This window comes from Streptomyces sp. NPDC058086 (assembly GCF_042885015.1).
Lineage (GTDB): Bacteria > Actinomycetota > Actinomycetes > Streptomycetales > Streptomycetaceae > Streptomyces.
In genome coordinates this window covers 44,615-59,325 of record NZ_JBHVST010000059.1, presented here as the reverse complement: position 1 = coordinate 59,325, position 14,711 = coordinate 44,615, and the positions used below count along the sequence as shown (strand labels likewise).

The window sequence follows — 14,711 nt, the reverse complement described above, 5'->3', positions numbered from 1 at the left end:
GGTCGGTCACCGTACGGGTGAGATCTCGACGGCTCGGTCATGGCGCGGACGGTTCGCTCCGTGACACGGGGATATTCGAACGTGACTTACCCGTAAGGGAAAGACGGGCAACCGTTTCCCTTCGTCGTACGTCAAGTTGAGCGAGAGGACAGGTCCCTGTCCCAGCATCAGGATGACCGGCCATTCTGATGGCGTACAAAGTCCCACCGCCCGGTTGCCCCACCCTTTCGTACCCCCCCTAAACTGAACCTCCAGCACAGGTGGCTACACGCTCGAAAGGCGCCCCCGTGTCCATCGGCAACTTCCCTGACGGCAACTCCCCCGAAGACGAGCGCCCGTTCGAAGAGCACCGCGAAGAAGGCCTCTCGGTCGGTCGTGCCCTGCGGCAGGGCCGCATCGAGGCAGGACTGACCGTTGACGACGTCAGCAACGCCACCCGGGTCCGTATCGCCATCGTGCACGCGATCGAGCAGGACGACTTCGCCCCCTGCGGCGGCGACGTGTACGCGCGCGGTCACATCCGGACGCTGGCCCGGGCCGTGCGCCTCGATCCGGACCCGCTGCTCGCCCGCTACGACGCGGAACACGGCGGGCGTCCCGCGCCGACCCCCGCCGCCCCGCTGTTCGAAGCGGAACGTATCCGTCCCGAGCGCCGCGGGCCGAACTGGACCGCCGCCATGGTCGCGGCGATCGTCGCCGTGATCGGCTTCGTCGGCTTCACCGTGGTCAAGGGCAGCGGTGGGAGCGACGCGAAGTCGTCGGTCGCCGAGGGCTCCACACCGACCGCCAGTACGTCCACCACCTCGGCCAGCCCCAAGATCAGCAAGCCCGCCGACCCGAAGCCCGAGCCCTCCGACAGCGCCATCGCGGCGGCCCCTCAGGACAAGGTGACCGTCCAGGTGAGCGCCCCGGACGGGCGCAGCTGGATCTCCGCCAAGGACCACAACGGCCGGCTCCTCTTCGACGGTCTGCTCAAGCAGGGCGAGTCCAAGACCTTCCAGGACAAGACGAAGATCGACCTGGTCCTCGGCGACGCGGGCGCCATCAAGCTGTACGTGAACGGCAAGAAGATCGACGACCAGTTCCAGCCCGGCCAGGTCGAGCGACTGACGTACACGAAGGGCGACCCCGTCGTCGGATGACTTCGGACGGCCGTGAGGGTCGCACAACGGGCTCACGAAGTGGGCGCACAAAGGGCTCACCGCTCAGGCGGATACGGGGTTGGCCAAGATCGGCCAACCCCGTCGACGTGGGCTGTCAGTGAGACAAAGTAGTCTTGAGCCCATGCCTGAACGCCGTACCGTCGCACTCGTCACCCTTGGCTGCGCCCGTAACGAGGTGGACTCGGAGGAGCTCGCAGGCCGCTTGGAGGCGGACGGCTGGCAACTCGTGGAGGACGCCGAAGAAGCGGACGTCGCCGTAGTCAACACCTGTGGCTTCGTCGAAGCCGCCAAGAAGGACTCCGTCGACGCCCTCCTGGAAGCCAATGACCTCAAGGGGCATGGCAGAACCCAGGCCGTCGTGGCGGTGGGCTGCATGGCCGAGCGGTACGGCAAGGAGCTCGCCGAGGCCCTCCCCGAGGCCGACGGCGTACTCGGCTTCGACGACTACGCGGACATCTCCGACCGCCTCCAGACCATCCTGAACGGCGGCATCCACGCCTCCCACACCCCCCGCGACCGGCGCAAGCTGCTGCCGATCAGCCCCGCCGAGCGGCAGAGCGCGGGCGGGGAGGTGGCACTTCCCGGCCACGGCGCCCCCTCGGACCTCCCGGAGGGCGTCGCCCCGGTCTCCGGCCCGCGTGCGCCTCTGCGCCGCCGCCTGGACGGCTCCCCGGTCGCCTCGGTGAAGCTCGCCTCCGGCTGCGACCGGCGCTGCTCCTTCTGCGCCATCCCGTCCTTCCGCGGCTCCTTCATCTCGCGCCGCCCCAGCGACGTGCTGAACGAGACCCGCTGGCTGGCCGAGCAGGGCGTCAAGGAGATCATGCTGGTCTCCGAGAACAACACCTCGTACGGCAAGGACCTGGGCGACATCCGCCTCCTGGAGACCATGCTCCCCGAGCTCGCCGAGATCGACGGCATCGAGCGCGTGCGCGTGAGCTACCTCCAGCCCGCCGAGATGCGCCCCGGGCTGATCGACGTGCTGACCTCCACGCCGAACATCGCGCCCTACTTCGACCTGTCCTTCCAGCACTCCGCGCCGGACGTGCTGCGCGCGATGCGGCGCTTCGGCGACACGGACCGCTTCCTGGAACTGCTCGACACCATCCGCTCCAAGGCCCCGCAGGCCGGTGTGCGGTCCAACTTCATCGTGGGCTTCCCCGGCGAGACCGAGGCCGACCTCGCGGAGCTGGAGCGCTTCCTCACGGGTGCGCGCCTCGACGCCATCGGCGTCTTCGGGTACTCGGACGAGGACGGCACGGAGGCGGCGACATACGAGAACAAGCTCGACCAGGACGTGGTCGACGAGCGCCTCGCGCGCGTGTCCCGGCTAGCCGAGGAGCTGGTCGCGCAGCGCGCCGAGGAGCGCGTCGGTGAGACCGTGCACGTGCTCGTCGAGTCGGTCGGCTCCGTCGACGGGGAGGAGTGGGGTGCGGTCGGCCGTGCCGCGCACCAGGCGCCCGAGACCGACGGCCAGGTGCAGTTCACGAGCGGCGAAGGTCTGACGGTCGGCCGTATCGTCGAGGCCAAGGTGGTCGGTACGGAAGGTGTCGACCTGGTGGCCGAGCCGCTCCTGGGCTCGCTCCCGTGTACTGAGGAGGCGGCCAGATGACCGGAGCCCCGGCGTCCGCGGCGGGCGGCTCCCCCGGCGCGAATGGCGCGGCGGGCGCTCCCGGCGTTCCCGGGGGCTCCAAGCCGGCCCGGGGCGGGAAGCTGGGCGCTGTGGCCGTCAATCAGGCCAGCCTCTGGAACATCGCGAACATCCTGACCATGATCCGGCTCGTCCTGGTACCGGGCTTCGTGGCGCTGATGCTGGCCGACGGCGGGTACGACCCCGCGTGGCGTGCCTGGGCCTGGGCGGCCTTCGCCGTCGCCATGATCACCGACATCTTCGACGGGCACCTGGCGCGCACGTACGACCTGGTCACCGACTTCGGGAAGATCGCCGACCCGATCGCCGACAAGGCGATCATGGGCGCGGCACTGGTCTGCCTGTCCTACCTCGGTGATCTGCCGTGGTGGGTGACGGGAGTGATCCTCGGGCGCGAGCTCGGGATCACCCTGATGCGCTTCCTGGTGATCCGCTACGGGGTCATCCCGGCCAGCCGTGGCGGCAAGCTGAAGACCCTCGCGCAGGGCACCGCGGTCGGGATGTACGTCCTGGCGCTGACGGGCCCCCTGGCCACCCTGAGGTTCTGGGTGATGGCCGTGGCGGTCGTCCTGACGGTCGTCACCGGGCTCGACTACGTAAGACAGGCCATTGTGCTGCGCAGGAGCGGAATCGCCGAGCGGCAGGCGGCGGCCGAGGAGGCGGAGCGGTGAGTTCTACGGCCGCCGAAGTGCTGCGACTACTCACGGTGAGGGGCGAGACGCTCGCCGTCGCCGAGTCGCTCACCGGTGGTCTGGTGGCGGCGGAGATCACCGCGACGCCCGGGGCCTCCCAGGCCTTCCGGGGCTCCGTGACGGCGTACGCCACCGAACTCAAACACGAACTCCTGGGCGTCGACGCCACTCTGTTGGCCGAGCGCGGTGCGGTGGATCCGCAGGTCGCGGCCCAGATGGCGGCCGGTGTGCGCAAGGCGCTCGGCGCCGACTGGGGGATAGCGACCACCGGTGTCGCGGGACCCGAACCCCAGGACGGGCAGCCGGTCGGGACGGTTTTCGTGGCCGTCGACGGGCCGTCCCGAGCATCTTTTCATGCTGCCGGCGGCGGGAAAGTGAGACCGCTGCGGTTGAACGGCGACCGGACGGAAATCCGTATGGAGAGTGTACGGAGCGTACTCGCACTGCTCCTGAAGGAGCTGGCGGGCGAACAGACCGGGAATGAGCGGGCACAGGATACGGAACAGAACGGGGGGTTTTGATGTTTGCAGCCCTGAGTGAACACGACATCGCTCCCCGCACGGCCGCGGCGCAAGGCGGTACGGTGGGGCGTGAAGGATGCGGCTACGCGGTCCGAGGAGGGAGCCACCGATGATTCTGCTCCGTCGCCTGCTTGGTGACGTGCTGCGTCGGCAGCGCCAGCGCCAGGGCCGTACTCTGCGCGAAGTCTCCTCGTCCGCCCGAGTTTCACTCGGCTATCTCTCCGAGGTGGAGCGGGGGCAGAAGGAGGCATCCTCCGAGCTGCTCTCCGCCATCTGCGACGCGCTGGACGTACGGATGTCCGAGCTCATGCGGGAAGTGAGCGACGAACTCGCTCTCGCCGAGCTGGCCCAGTCTGCAGCGGCCACCGAGCCGGTGCCCACACCGGTGCGCCGTCCGATGCTGAATTCCGTATCGGTCACCGGCGTGCCACCGGAACGGGTCACCATCAAGGCGCCAGCCGAGGCGGTCGACGTCGTCGCCGCCTGACGCTCACGAGTTCGCGCTCATGAGCTGAGCATGCTTGCGAAAGCCCCGGCCGGGGCTGCTCCAGGGGAAACCTGGAGCGGGTTCGGCCGGGGCTTTCGCTGTCTCCGGGGCCGCTTCCTCCAGATGACCTGAATTGCGCCTATATGCCATGGTTGATGAGGTCGTGATGGATGAGGCCGTCGTTGATGAGGTCGAGTGGATCGGAGAATCCCGATGTACGTCGTGAAGAGCCCGTTGTCAGACGCGGATCTCAAGACCGTGTCCGGCGCCCTCCAGGGAGCGCTGGTCGACCTGGTGGATCTCTCCTTGGTGGCGAAGCAGGTCCACTGGAACGTGGTCGGACCGCGTTTCCGCTCCATCCACCTCCAGCTCGACGAGGTCGTGGACACCGCACGGCTGCACTCCGACACGGTGGCGGAGCGCGCCTCGACACTCGGAGTCCCGCCCGACGGACGGGCCGCGACCGTGGCCACCACCAGCGGTATCGGTGTCACGCCGGAGGGCTGGATCAAGGACACCGACGCCGTGGGGGAGCTAGTGGACGCGCTGAGCGCGGTGATCAGCCGGATGCGGGTGCGGGTGGACGCGACGGGTGAAGCCGATCCGGTGAGCCAGGACATCTTCATCCAGATCACCGCCGACCTCGAGAAGCATCACTGGATGTTCCAGGCGGAGAACGGGTGACGCCCGGAGGCGGGCGGCTCTCGGCGGTGACCGCCGGGCGCCCCGAGGCGGCCCCGGGGCGCCGTGGCCGGCTTCGGATGTGCCGTGGGTGCGCCTCTGTGCCGTTGGTGCGCCCTGCCGGTGGGTGAGAGCGCGGGTCTAGCTTCGGGCTGGAGGTGGACACCATGGCAGGGCGGATAGCGCGCTGGGGGGCTGCGCTGGGGCTCGGAGCGCTGTGGTGGTGGGGCGTCCTCCGGCTCGCGCTGGCGCCCGATGCCGGGGCGCTGGAGGGGGCGGTCGCGGCCGGGGGATGGGGGTTGAGCCTGCTGCCGGTGCACTGTGTGCCGAAGGCGGGGGTCGTGCGCGCCGGCGCCGGGGCGCGCAGGCGCCGGGAGGGATGGCTACGGCGTGGGACGCGTAGGGGGCGCGAGCCGGGGGCTTCGTAGGGGCGGGGCGTTCGGTGGAGGGGGTGGGGGACGGGTACGGCGCGCTTGGGGGCGCGTGGTGCTTGGGGCCCGGCGCGGGAGGGAGGCTGGGCTCAGAGGGGGCGGATGCCGCGGGGTGCATGCCGGGGGCGGCGACGTGGGGGTGCTGCTGGGGGTTGCTGGGGGCTACCAAGGCATCGCTACGCCGCCGTTCGGGCGCAGGATCTGACCCGTCGTGAACGCCGAGGCGTCGGAGGCCAGATGCAGCACGGCGTGGGCGATGTCCTCGGGTTCGCCGACCCGGCCGAGCGGCGACAGCCGGGCCATGACCGCTTCGGTGCGCGCCTGGGCGTCCCCGTGACGGTCGGTCATCGGCGTACGCGTCCAGCCGGGCGCGACCGCGTTGACACGGATGCCGTGCGGGCCGACCTCGGTCGCCAGGGTCTTCGTCAACTGCACGACGGCCGCCTTCGACGCGCCGTAGCAGAGCAGGCCGGGACCGCCGGTGTCGATGGCGCCCGACGCCATCGTGATGATGCTCCCCCGTAGGCTCTTCGCGATCATGAGGCGGGCGGCCTCCTGGCAGGCGTACAGCACGCCCTTGAAGTTGACGCCCAGCACGCGGTCGAGGTCCTCGTCCCGGGTCTCCAGGACCGGGCTGCTGTGCATGATCCCGGCGACCGCCGCCATGACGTCGAGCCGTTCGCAGGACGCGACGGCCTGTCGGAGCTGCGCATGGTCGCTGACGTCGAGCGGATGTGTGTGGGCCGTGCCGCCCCGGGCCTTGATGAGGGTCGCCGTCTCGTGCAGGCCCTGCGGGTCCCGGTCCGCGCAGTGGACGGCGGCCCCCGCCTCCGCCAGCAGGACGGCTGACGCGCGGCCGATCCCGCTGGCGGCGCCGGTGACGAATGCGGTGCGTCCGGTGAGGTCGTACGCCTTGACGGGCATGAAGGGACGGTACGAGGGTTTCTGACGGATCGTCAATTAGTCGTACGGTGGGGAGTTGTACGGGAGGGACCGGCGCCCGGGGGACGGGATACGGCCCGGGGTCGGAGTCGGGCCCGTCTGGCACGCCGGGCACCAGTACGTGGGGCGCTCTCGGGAGCCGTCGCCCTGGTCGGCCCGGCGGATCGAGGTGCCACAGCGCAGACAGGGTCGGGGTGCGCGGCCGTACACGAAGAGGTTCTGGTCGCGGCGGCCGGTGGTGATGCGGGTCGGGCGGTCGCGGTTGGCCTCCAGGAGCCTCTTGGCCAGGGCCGGGAGCTGGGCGGCGCGGTCGGCGGGAAGGTCACCGATGGGCAGCCAGGGGGTGACCCGGAGGAGGAAGCACAGCTCGCTCTTGTAGACATTGCCGATCCCGGCGAGGTTGCGCTGGTCGAGGAGGGCCTCGCCGAGGGGGCGGGCGGGGTCTTGGAGAAGGTTCTCCAAGGCGCTGTCGGGGTTCCAGTCCGGGCCGAGGAGGTCGGGGCCGAGGTGGCCGACGGCGCGGTCCTCGTCCGCGGTGCGGAGCAACTCCAGGACGGGGAGCCGGTAGCCGACGGCCGTGCGGTCCGCGGTGCCGAGGATCGCCCGGATCTGGTGGGCGGGGCCGCCGCTCCAGGGCCGGCCGTTCGCGTACACCTTCCAGGAGCCGTCCATGCGCAGATGCGAGTGCAGGGTCAGTCCGCCCTCGATCCGGGTGAGGAGGTGCTTGCCGCGCGGGGTGACGTCCAGGACGGTGCGGCCGGTGAGGTCGGCGGTGGCGTACTTGGGCACCCGCAGGTCGGAGCGGGTCAGCACCTTGCCCGCGAGGGCGGTGTGCAGCCGCCTCGCGGCTTGCCAGACGGTGTCTCCTTCGGGCATGGGTTCCAGGGTGGCACGGGATGGGACGGGGTGCGGCGGGGTGGGGTGGGATGCGGGTACGTGGGGTGCGTGTGGGCGGGGTGCTCAGGCGCGCAGGCGCAGGCCACGGGGGGTCGCGATGAAGCCGGCGCCTTCCAGGAGGGTGCCGAACGGGGATGTCAGGGCGGAGGCGCCGTTGACGCGCTCCACCGTGACCGTGCCGAGGGAGCCCGCGCGGGCGGCCGCGGCGAGGGCTTCGGCGGCGGTACGCAGACGGGCGTCCTCCATGACCGAGCCGTCCGGGTCCGAGGGCCAGGCGAGCAGGGTCTTGCCGCCGCGCTCCATGTACAGCGTCAGCTCGCCGTCGACGAGCACCACCAGAGAGCCCGCCTTACGGCCCGGCTTGTGCCCGGCGCCGGTGGGCGGCTCGGGCCAGGAAAGGGCCCCGCCGTACGCGTTCGCGGGGTCGGCGGCGGCCAGGACCACGGCCTGAGGTGTGGCCCGGGACGAGGAACGGGCGCGGAACCGGTTGGGGGAGAGCGCGGGGTCGCTCGCGAAGCTGTGGCCGCCGGCGAAGGCGGAGTCCTCGGCCTCGGGGAAACCCAGGGGGCTCGTCGCGTCGAGGTCGAGGTCGTCGGGGAAGGCGTGAGTGTGCGCGGGGTCGTGGCCGTCGGGGAAGCCGTTGGTGCGGGGGCGGCCGGGGGCGTCCGGGAAACCGGAGGTGTCCGGGAAACCGGTCGGCCCCGGGAAGGTGTCCTGGGGGTCCTGGGCGATCAGGGATTCGCCCCGGTCCCGTGCGTTCGCCGCCGCGCGCAGGCGGTCCACCGCTCCGTCCATCGCGAACTGGGCGGCACCCAGTCCTTCCACCACGTAACCCCGGCGGGCCTGGCCGCTGTCCTCGAACGCGGACAGGATGCGGTACACGGCGGAGAAGCCGCCCTCGACGCCTTCCGCGGCGACGGCGCCCCGGGTCACCACGCCGTGCCGGTCGAGCAGTGTGCGGGCCAGGGCGTGGGCGCGCACGGTGGCGTCGGGCTCACGGGCGGGCAGCAGCGACCAGCGGCCGGCCACCGTCGGCGGGCCCGTACGGGACTGGGGGCGTGCGGCGCCGGTCAGGGAGCCGTAGCGGCCGCGCGGGACCGTGCGCTTGGCGCGGTGCGCCGTGGACCCGGCGGTGCGACCCGAACCCAGGAGCGCGCGCATCGGTGCGAGCGTGTCGTTCGTGAGCCGACCGGACCAGGCCAGGTCCCAGATCGTGTCGGCGAGTTGGGGATCGGTGGCGTCGGGGTGGGTGGTGACGCGGACATGGTCGGCGATCTGGCGGAAGAACAGGCCATAACCCCCCGAGAGGGCGTCCAGCACCGACTGGTGCAGGGCGGTCAGCTCCAGGGGGTGCGGGTCCGGGAGGAGCAGCGGGGCCGCGTCCGCGAGATAGAGCGAGACCCAGCCGTCCTTGCCGGGCAGCGACCCGGCCCCGGCCCAGACCACCTCTCCGGCGGCCGTGAGTTCGTCGAGCAGTGCGGGGGCGTAACCGGAGACGCGGGAGGGCAGGACCAGCTTCTCCAGGGCGGAGGCGGGCACCGAGGCACCCTGCAACTGTTCGACGGCGCGCACCAGTCCGTCGATGCCGCGCAGCCCGTGCCCGCTGTCGACGTGCTGCCACTGCGGCAGGAACTGCGCGAGCGCGGCGGGCGGCACCGGCTCCAACTCATGACGCAGGGCCGCGAGCGAACGGCGCCGCAGTCTGCGCAGCACGGCCGCGTCGCACCACTCCTGGCCGATGCCCGCCGGATGGAACTCCCCTTGGACGACGCGGCCGTTCGCCGCGAGGCGTTGCAGCGCTCCGTCCGTGACGGCCGTGCCGAGACCGAAGCGGGCGGCGGCGGTGGTGGAGGTGAACGGGCCGTGGGTGCGTGCGTAGCGCGCGAGAAGGTCGCCGAGCGGGTCCTTGACCGGCTCCGTGAAGGCCTCGGGGACGCCGACGGGCAGCGCCGTGCCCAAAGCGTCCCGCAGGCGGCCGGCGTCCTCGATGGCCGCCCAGTGCTCGGCGCCGGCGATACGGACCTTGATGGCGCGGCGGGCGCCGGCCAGCTCCTTGGCCCACCGCGGTTCGGCGCCGCGCTCGGCCAGGTCGGCGTCCGTGAGCGGGCCCAGCAGACGCAGCAGGTCCGCGACGCCTTCGGCGTCCTTGACGCGGCGGTCCTCGGTGAGCCACTGGAGCTCCCGCTCCAGCTCGGCCAGGACCTCGGCGTCGAGCAGCTCGCGCAGCTCGGCCTGGCCCAGGAGCTCGGCCAACAGGCGGGAGTCCAGCGACAGGGCGGCGGCGCGCCGCTCGGCGAGCGGGGAGTCGCCCTCGTACAGGAACTGGGCGACGTATCCGAACAGGAGGGAGCGGGCGAAGGGGGAGGGCTCGGGCGTGGTGACCTCGACGAGCCGCACCTTGCGTGACTCGATGTCGCCCATGAGCTCGGTGAGCCCGGGGACGTCGAAGACGTCCTGGAGGCATTCGCGGACCGCCTCCAGGACGATCGGGAACGATCCGAACTCGCTGGCCACCTGGAGCAGTTGGGCGGCGCGCTGCCGCTGCTGCCACAGCGGGGTGCGCTTTCCCGGGCTGCGGCGCGGCAGCAGCAGCGCGCGGGCCGCGCACTCGCGGAACCGGGCCGCGAACAGTGCCGAGCCGCCCACCTGGTCGGTGACGATCTGGTCGACCTCACCCTTGTCGAAGGCGACGTCCGCCGCGCCGACGGGCGCCTGCTCCGCGTCGTACTCCGTGCCCAGATTCATGGGCTCCTGGTCGAGCAGGTCCAGGCTCATCACGTCGGCGTCGGGCAGGCGCAGCACGATGCCGTCGTCGGCGTGCATGACCTGGGCGTCCATGCCGTAGCGCTCGGAGAGCCGGGCGCCCAGCGCGAGGGCCCAGGGGGCGTGCACCTGGGCGCCGAAGGGGGAGTGCACGACCACCCGCCAGTCGCCCAGCTCGTCACGGAACCGCTCGACGACGATCGTGCGGTCGTCCGGGACGTGCCCGCACGCCTCGCGCTGTTCGGTGAGGTACGACAGCACGTTGTCGGCGGCCCAGGCGTCCAGTCCTGCGGCCAGCAGCCGTAGGCGGGCGTCATCCTTGGGGAGTGAGCCCACCTCGCGGAGGAACGCGCCGACCGCCCGGCCGAGCTCGAGCGGGCGGCCGAGCTGGTCTCCCTTCCAGAAGGGGAGCCGGCCCGGGACGCCGGGGGCGGGGGAGACCAGGACGCGGTCGCGGGTGATGTCCTCGATGCGCCAGGAACTCGTGCCGAGTGTGAAGACGTCCCCGACACGGGACTCGTAGACCATCTCCTCGTCGAGCTCACCGACCCGGCCGCCGCCCTTCTTGGGGTCGGATCCCGCGAGGAAGACCCCGAACAGCCCGCGGTCGGGGATGGTCCCGCCGGAGGTGACGGCGAGGCGCTGAGCGCCGGGACGGCCCGTGATCGTACCCGCGACGCGGTCCCACACCACGCGGGGCCTGAGCTCCGCGAAGGCGTCGGACGGGTAGCGGCCCGCGAGCATGTCGAGCACGGCGGTGAACGCGGACTCGGGCAGCGAGGCGAAGGGTGCCGCCCGGCGGACCGTGGCGAGCAGGTCGTCGACCTGCCAGGTGTCGAGTGCGGTCATGGCGACGAGCTGCTGCGCCAGCACGTCCAAGGGGTTGGCGGGGACCCGCAGGGACTCGATGGAGCCGGTGCGCATCCGCTCGGTGACCACCGCCGCCTGGACCAGGTCGCCGCGGTACTTGGGGAAGACGACGCCGGTGGACACCGCGCCGACCTGGTGGCCCGCGCGGCCCACGCGCTGGAGGCCGGAGGCGACGGACGGCGGGGATTCGACCTGGACGACGAGGTCGACCGCGCCCATGTCGATACCGAGCTCGAGGCTGGAGGTGGCGACCACCGCGGGCAGGCGCCCTGCCTTCAGGTCCTCCTCGACCAGGGCCCGCTGCTCCTTGGAGACGGAGCCGTGGTGGGCCCGCGCGATGACGGGCGGCGCCCCCTGGGCCGCGCCGGAGCCCCCCATCAGCTGGGCCGGGGCGTGCGCCTCCGCCAGGGGCTCGCCCGTCGCCCGCTCGTACGCGATCTCGTTCAGCCGGTTGCACAGGCGCTCCGCCAGGCGGCGGGAGTTGGCGAACACGATCGTGGAGCGGTGGGACTGCACGAGGTCGGCGATCCGCTCCTCGACATGCGGCCAGATGGAGGGCTTCTCCGCGCCCTCGCTGCCGTCGGCGACCGGGGAGCCGCCGAGCTCGCCCAGGTCCTCGACCGGGACGACCACGGAGAGGTCGAATTCCTTGCCCGACGGCGGTTGGACGATCTCCACCTTGCGGCGGGGCGAGAGATAGCGGGCCACCTCGTCCACCGGACGCACCGTCGCGGAGAGGCCGATGCGGCGCGCGGGCCTGGGCAGCAGCTCGTCGAGGCGCTCCAGGGTGAGCGCGAGATGGGCGCCGCGCTTGGTGCCCGCGACCGCGTGCACCTCGTCCAGGATCACCGTCTCGATACCGGTCAGCGCGTCGCGCGTCGCCGACGTCAGCATCAGGAACAGTGACTCAGGAGTCGTGATCAGGATGTCCGGCGGGCGGGTGGCCAGCGCGCGCCGCTCTGCTGGCGGAGTGTCGCCGGAGCGGATGCCGACCTTCACTTCGGGCTCGGGCAGCCCGAGGCGCACCGACTCCTGCCGGATGCCGGTCAGCGGGCTGCGCAGATTCCGCTCCACGTCCACCGCGAGGGCCTTGAGCGGTGATACGTACAGCACCCGGCAGCGCTTCCTGGGGTCGGCCGGGGGCGGGGTCGAGGCCAGCTGGTCGAGCGCGGCGAGGAACGCGGCCAGGGTCTTGCCGGAGCCGGTCGGGGCGACCACCAGCACGTCCGAGCCCTCGCCGATGGCCTTCCACGCGCCGGCCTGGGCCGCAGTGGGCGCGGAGAAGGCCCCCGTGAACCAGCCGCGGGTCGCGGGGGAGAAGCCGTCCAGGGCTCGGTGTGCGGAGCTGACCATGCGTCCATCCTGCACCCGGCCACTGACAATCGCTCTGACCTGCGAGAACGCGTCCGCTGGAGGTCGGCGCGCCTTCTGCTGATGGTGGGTCGGGGCCGGGCCGGGGGTATCCGTCCTCGGTCAGGCGCGGAATCGGTCGGCTTTCGAAGGAGCCGGTGTTGACGCGCCAGCCGCTGCGGGCGGACACCCCGCCCCGTCCCCTTCCGCCGGTGCGCGGCCGCGGGCTGGTTGGGGTGCCACCCGCGGCCCCTCGGCGAGGGAGTAGCGGAGAATGAATGCGTGGCAGGTTCGGGACAGGAGCGGGCGCGGCACTGGCGGTACGCGGAGCTGCCGGGTGTCGATCTGCTGCGGGCGCGGTTCGTCGAGAAGATCTTTGTGCGGCACACCCACGAGAACTTCGTGATCGCCGCCATCTCCGACGGTGTCGAGGTCTTCCACCACGGCGGCGCCGACCAGTACGCGGGTCCGGGCGCGCTCGCGCTGGTCAACCCCGACACCCCGCACACGGGCCGGGCGGGTGTTCCCGAGGGGTGGCGGTACGGGGCGGTGTACCCCTCGCCCGAGCTGGTGGCGGAGATCGCCGCGGAGACCACCACGATTCGTGGAACGCCCGGATTCGTCAGCCCGGTGCTCGACGATCCGTATGCGGCGGGTCTGGTTCACGAAGTGCTTCGGGCCGCGGAGGAGGGCAACGCGCTCGCGGCCGACACGCTGCTACGGGTCGCGGTGACCCGGCTGCTGCGCCTGAACGGCGGTCCGCTGCCGCAGCAGGGCGTGCACACCGCGGGCGCCCGTGTCGCCGCTCGCGCACGTGCCGTGCTGGAGGAGCGGATGGCCGAGCCTCCGACCCTGGAACGGCTCGCCGCCGACCTCGGCACCAGCCCGTTCGCCCTGCTGCGCGCGTTCCGCGAGACCTACGGCATGCCGCCCCACACCTGGCTGACCGACGCACGGGTACGCCGGGCACGCCACCTCCTGGACGCCGGTTCCGCGCCCGCCGAGGCGGCCGTCGCCGTCGGCTTCACCGACCAGCCCCACCTCAACCGTCACTTCACCCGGATCGTGGGCGTGCCACCGGGCGCCTACCAGCGCGAGCGCAAGAACGTACAAGACGCCGACGGGCGGCCGTACCTACAGTCCGGGGTGTGGCAGAACAGACAGCTCTCGCAGACATACGCAGTGAAGAAGGCGGCGGAAAACCCGACGCGGCCGTCGTCCGGGACGCCCTGGGAGTCGGGGTCGCCGTCGGACTGTCCGGTTTCGCCTTCGGAGTGACCTCGGCAGGCAGCGGGCTCACCGTCCTGCAGACCTGCGCGCTCAGCCTCCTGGTGTTCACCGGCGCCTCGCAGTTCGCGCTCGTGGGCGCGCTCGCAGGCGGCGGCAACCCGCTCACGGCGGCCGCGGGCGCGTTCTTCCTCGGGGTGCGCAACGCGTTCTACGGACTGCGTCTGTCACAACTGCTGGCCCTCCCGCGCGCGGTGCGCCCGTTCGCCGCGCAGTGGGTCATCGACGAGACCACGGCCGTCGCGCTCGCCCAGCCCACCCGCCGCAGTGTCCGGATCGGCTTCACCGTCACCGGGCTCACCCTGTACGTGCTGTGGAACCTCACCACGCTGCTGGGCGCCGTCGGGGCGGAAGCCATCGGGGACACCGACGCGTGGGGGCTGGACGCCGCCGGGCCCGCCGTCTTCCTCGCGCTGCTCGCGCCGATGCTGAAGACCACCACGGAGCGCGCGGTGGCCGGTGCCGCGGTCCTTCTGGGGCTCGGTCTGCTGCCCGTGATGCCCGCCGGAGTCCCCGTCCTGGTGGCGGCGCTGGCCGCTCCCGCCGCCCTCTACATAGAGGGGCGACGCGCTCCGAAGTCCGCCGGCCGTATGAAGGCCGACAACGACGCACCAAGGGAAGACCGTTGAACATCTGGATCGCGATCGGCGCGACCGCCGTCGGCTGCTACGCCGTCAAGCTCATCGGCCTGCTGGTCCCCGTCGGCGTCCTGGAGCGGCCGCTCGTCAAGCGCCTCGCCGCCCTGCTGCCCGTCGCCCTCCTGGCCGCGCTCACGGCTCAGCAGACCTTCGCCGACGGGCGCGTCCTGGTCGTGGACGCGAAGGGCGCAGGACTCGCCGCGGCCGCCGTCGCCCTGCTCCTGCGCGCCCCCTTCCTGCTCGTGGTCGGCGCGGCCGTGGTCGTGACGGCGGGAGTGCGGGCGCTGACAGGCTGACGCCCGGTACGCGGACGGCCCGCACACGTGTGTGCGGGCCGGGAA

The 14,711-nt window shown here is 72.1% G+C and carries 13 protein-coding genes; 10 read left to right on the top strand and 3 right to left on the bottom strand.

Features of this window, described 5'->3' with window-relative positions; genetic code table 11:
- The first annotated feature begins 287 nt into the window (after window positions 1–287).
- The 7 genes from ACFVWD_RS35540 to ACFVWD_RS35510 all read left to right on the top strand — a co-directional run bounded on the left by ACFVWD_RS35540 (window position 288) and on the right by ACFVWD_RS35510 (window position 5,620).
- A complete protein-coding gene (locus ACFVWD_RS35540; RefSeq protein WP_389602129.1) occupies window positions 288–1,142 on the top strand; it encodes a helix-turn-helix domain-containing protein in 855 nt (284 codons plus the stop codon).
- Window positions 1,143–1,284: 142 nt separating this feature from the next.
- Window positions 1,285–2,772 carry a 30S ribosomal protein S12 methylthiotransferase RimO gene (rimO, locus tag ACFVWD_RS35535; protein WP_389602127.1) on the top strand — a complete coding sequence of 496 codons (1,488 nt, stop codon included), beginning with the start codon at window positions 1,285–1,287 and terminating at the stop codon, window positions 2,770–2,772.
- Window positions 2,769–3,482 carry a CDP-diacylglycerol--glycerol-3-phosphate 3-phosphatidyltransferase gene (gene pgsA, locus ACFVWD_RS35530; protein ID WP_099943637.1) on the top strand — a complete coding sequence of 238 codons (714 nt, stop codon included), beginning with the start codon at window positions 2,769–2,771 and terminating at the stop codon, window positions 3,480–3,482. The genes rimO and pgsA overlap by 4 nt, the downstream gene beginning before the upstream one ends.
- Window positions 3,479–4,024, top strand: coding sequence for a CinA family protein (locus ACFVWD_RS35525; protein ID WP_389602125.1), 546 nt, complete (start codon window positions 3,479–3,481; stop codon window positions 4,022–4,024). The genes pgsA and ACFVWD_RS35525 overlap by 4 nt, the downstream gene beginning before the upstream one ends.
- A gap of 109 nt (window positions 4,025–4,133) precedes the next feature.
- Complete coding sequence (locus ACFVWD_RS35520; protein ID WP_054228608.1) at window positions 4,134–4,511, top strand: helix-turn-helix domain-containing protein; 378 nt, start codon at window positions 4,134–4,136, stop codon at window positions 4,509–4,511.
- 213 nt (window positions 4,512–4,724) lie between these two features.
- Window positions 4,725–5,195: a Dps family protein gene (locus ACFVWD_RS35515; RefSeq protein WP_054228607.1), complete on the top strand. Its 471-nt coding sequence runs from the start codon at window positions 4,725–4,727 to the stop codon at window positions 5,193–5,195.
- Between the two features lie 164 nt (window positions 5,196–5,359).
- Entirely contained in the window at window positions 5,360–5,620 is a 261-nt protein-coding gene (locus ACFVWD_RS35510; protein ID WP_389602124.1) for a hypothetical protein, read from the top strand.
- Between the two features lie 165 nt (window positions 5,621–5,785).
- Here the strand turns inward: ACFVWD_RS35510 and ACFVWD_RS35505 are convergent, their stop codons facing one another.
- From ACFVWD_RS35505 to ACFVWD_RS35495, 3 genes are all read right to left on the bottom strand, one after another.
- On the bottom strand, window positions 5,786–6,547 hold the full coding sequence (locus tag ACFVWD_RS35505; RefSeq protein WP_389602122.1) for an SDR family NAD(P)-dependent oxidoreductase: 762 nt from the start codon (window positions 6,545–6,547) through the stop codon (window positions 5,786–5,788).
- A gap of 36 nt (window positions 6,548–6,583) precedes the next feature.
- Window positions 6,584–7,441, bottom strand: a complete 858-nt coding sequence (locus ACFVWD_RS35500; protein WP_389602120.1) for an Fpg/Nei family DNA glycosylase — start codon at window positions 7,439–7,441, stop codon at window positions 6,584–6,586.
- Window positions 7,442–7,525: 84 nt separating this feature from the next.
- On the bottom strand, window positions 7,526–12,448 hold the full coding sequence (locus ACFVWD_RS35495; protein ID WP_389602118.1) for an ATP-dependent helicase: 4,923 nt from the start codon (window positions 12,446–12,448) through the stop codon (window positions 7,526–7,528).
- 279 nt (window positions 12,449–12,727) lie between these two features.
- On the opposite strand from ACFVWD_RS35495, the gene ACFVWD_RS35490 reads away from it, so the two are divergent.
- Genes ACFVWD_RS35490 through ACFVWD_RS35480 form a run of 3 tightly spaced genes read left to right on the top strand, consistent with a single transcriptional unit; the run spans window position 12,728 to window position 14,666 of the window.
- Window positions 12,728–13,723 (top strand): AraC family transcriptional regulator, encoded by a 996-nt coding sequence (locus tag ACFVWD_RS35490; RefSeq protein ID WP_389602116.1) that lies wholly within the window; start codon window positions 12,728–12,730, stop codon window positions 13,721–13,723.
- Window positions 13,621–14,361 carry an AzlC family ABC transporter permease gene (locus ACFVWD_RS35485; RefSeq protein WP_389602143.1) on the top strand — a complete coding sequence of 247 codons (741 nt, stop codon included), beginning with the start codon at window positions 13,621–13,623 and terminating at the stop codon, window positions 14,359–14,361. The genes ACFVWD_RS35490 and ACFVWD_RS35485 overlap by 103 nt, the downstream gene beginning before the upstream one ends.
- Complete coding sequence (locus ACFVWD_RS35480) at window positions 14,358–14,666, top strand: AzlD domain-containing protein (protein ID WP_389602114.1); 309 nt, start codon at window positions 14,358–14,360, stop codon at window positions 14,664–14,666. The genes ACFVWD_RS35485 and ACFVWD_RS35480 overlap by 4 nt, the downstream gene beginning before the upstream one ends.
- Window positions 14,667–14,711: the final 45 nt, after the last annotated feature.

What these genes read in the sequence shown, in the direction of transcription:
- rimO (WP_389602127.1), top strand. Translation starts at nt 1,285, where the DNA reads ATGCCTGAACGCCGTACCGTCGCACTCGTCACCCTTGGCTGCGCCCGT.
- pgsA (WP_099943637.1), top strand. Translation starts at nt 2,769, where the DNA reads ATGACCGGAGCCCCGGCGTCCGCGGCGGGCGGCTCCCCCGGCGCGAAT.
- ACFVWD_RS35520 (WP_054228608.1), top strand. Translation starts at nt 4,134, where the DNA reads ATGATTCTGCTCCGTCGCCTGCTTGGTGACGTGCTGCGTCGGCAGCGC.
- ACFVWD_RS35515 (WP_054228607.1), top strand. Translation starts at nt 4,725, where the DNA reads ATGTACGTCGTGAAGAGCCCGTTGTCAGACGCGGATCTCAAGACCGTG.
- ACFVWD_RS35510 (WP_389602124.1), top strand. Translation starts at nt 5,360, where the DNA reads ATGGCAGGGCGGATAGCGCGCTGGGGGGCTGCGCTGGGGCTCGGAGCG.
- ACFVWD_RS35505 (WP_389602122.1), bottom strand. Translation starts at nt 6,547, where the DNA reads ATGCCCGTCAAGGCGTACGACCTCACCGGACGCACCGCATTCGTCACC.
- ACFVWD_RS35500 (WP_389602120.1), bottom strand. Translation starts at nt 7,441, where the DNA reads ATGCCCGAAGGAGACACCGTCTGGCAAGCCGCGAGGCGGCTGCACACC.
- ACFVWD_RS35495 (WP_389602118.1), bottom strand. Translation starts at nt 12,448, where the DNA reads ATGGTCAGCTCCGCACACCGAGCCCTGGACGGCTTCTCCCCCGCGACC.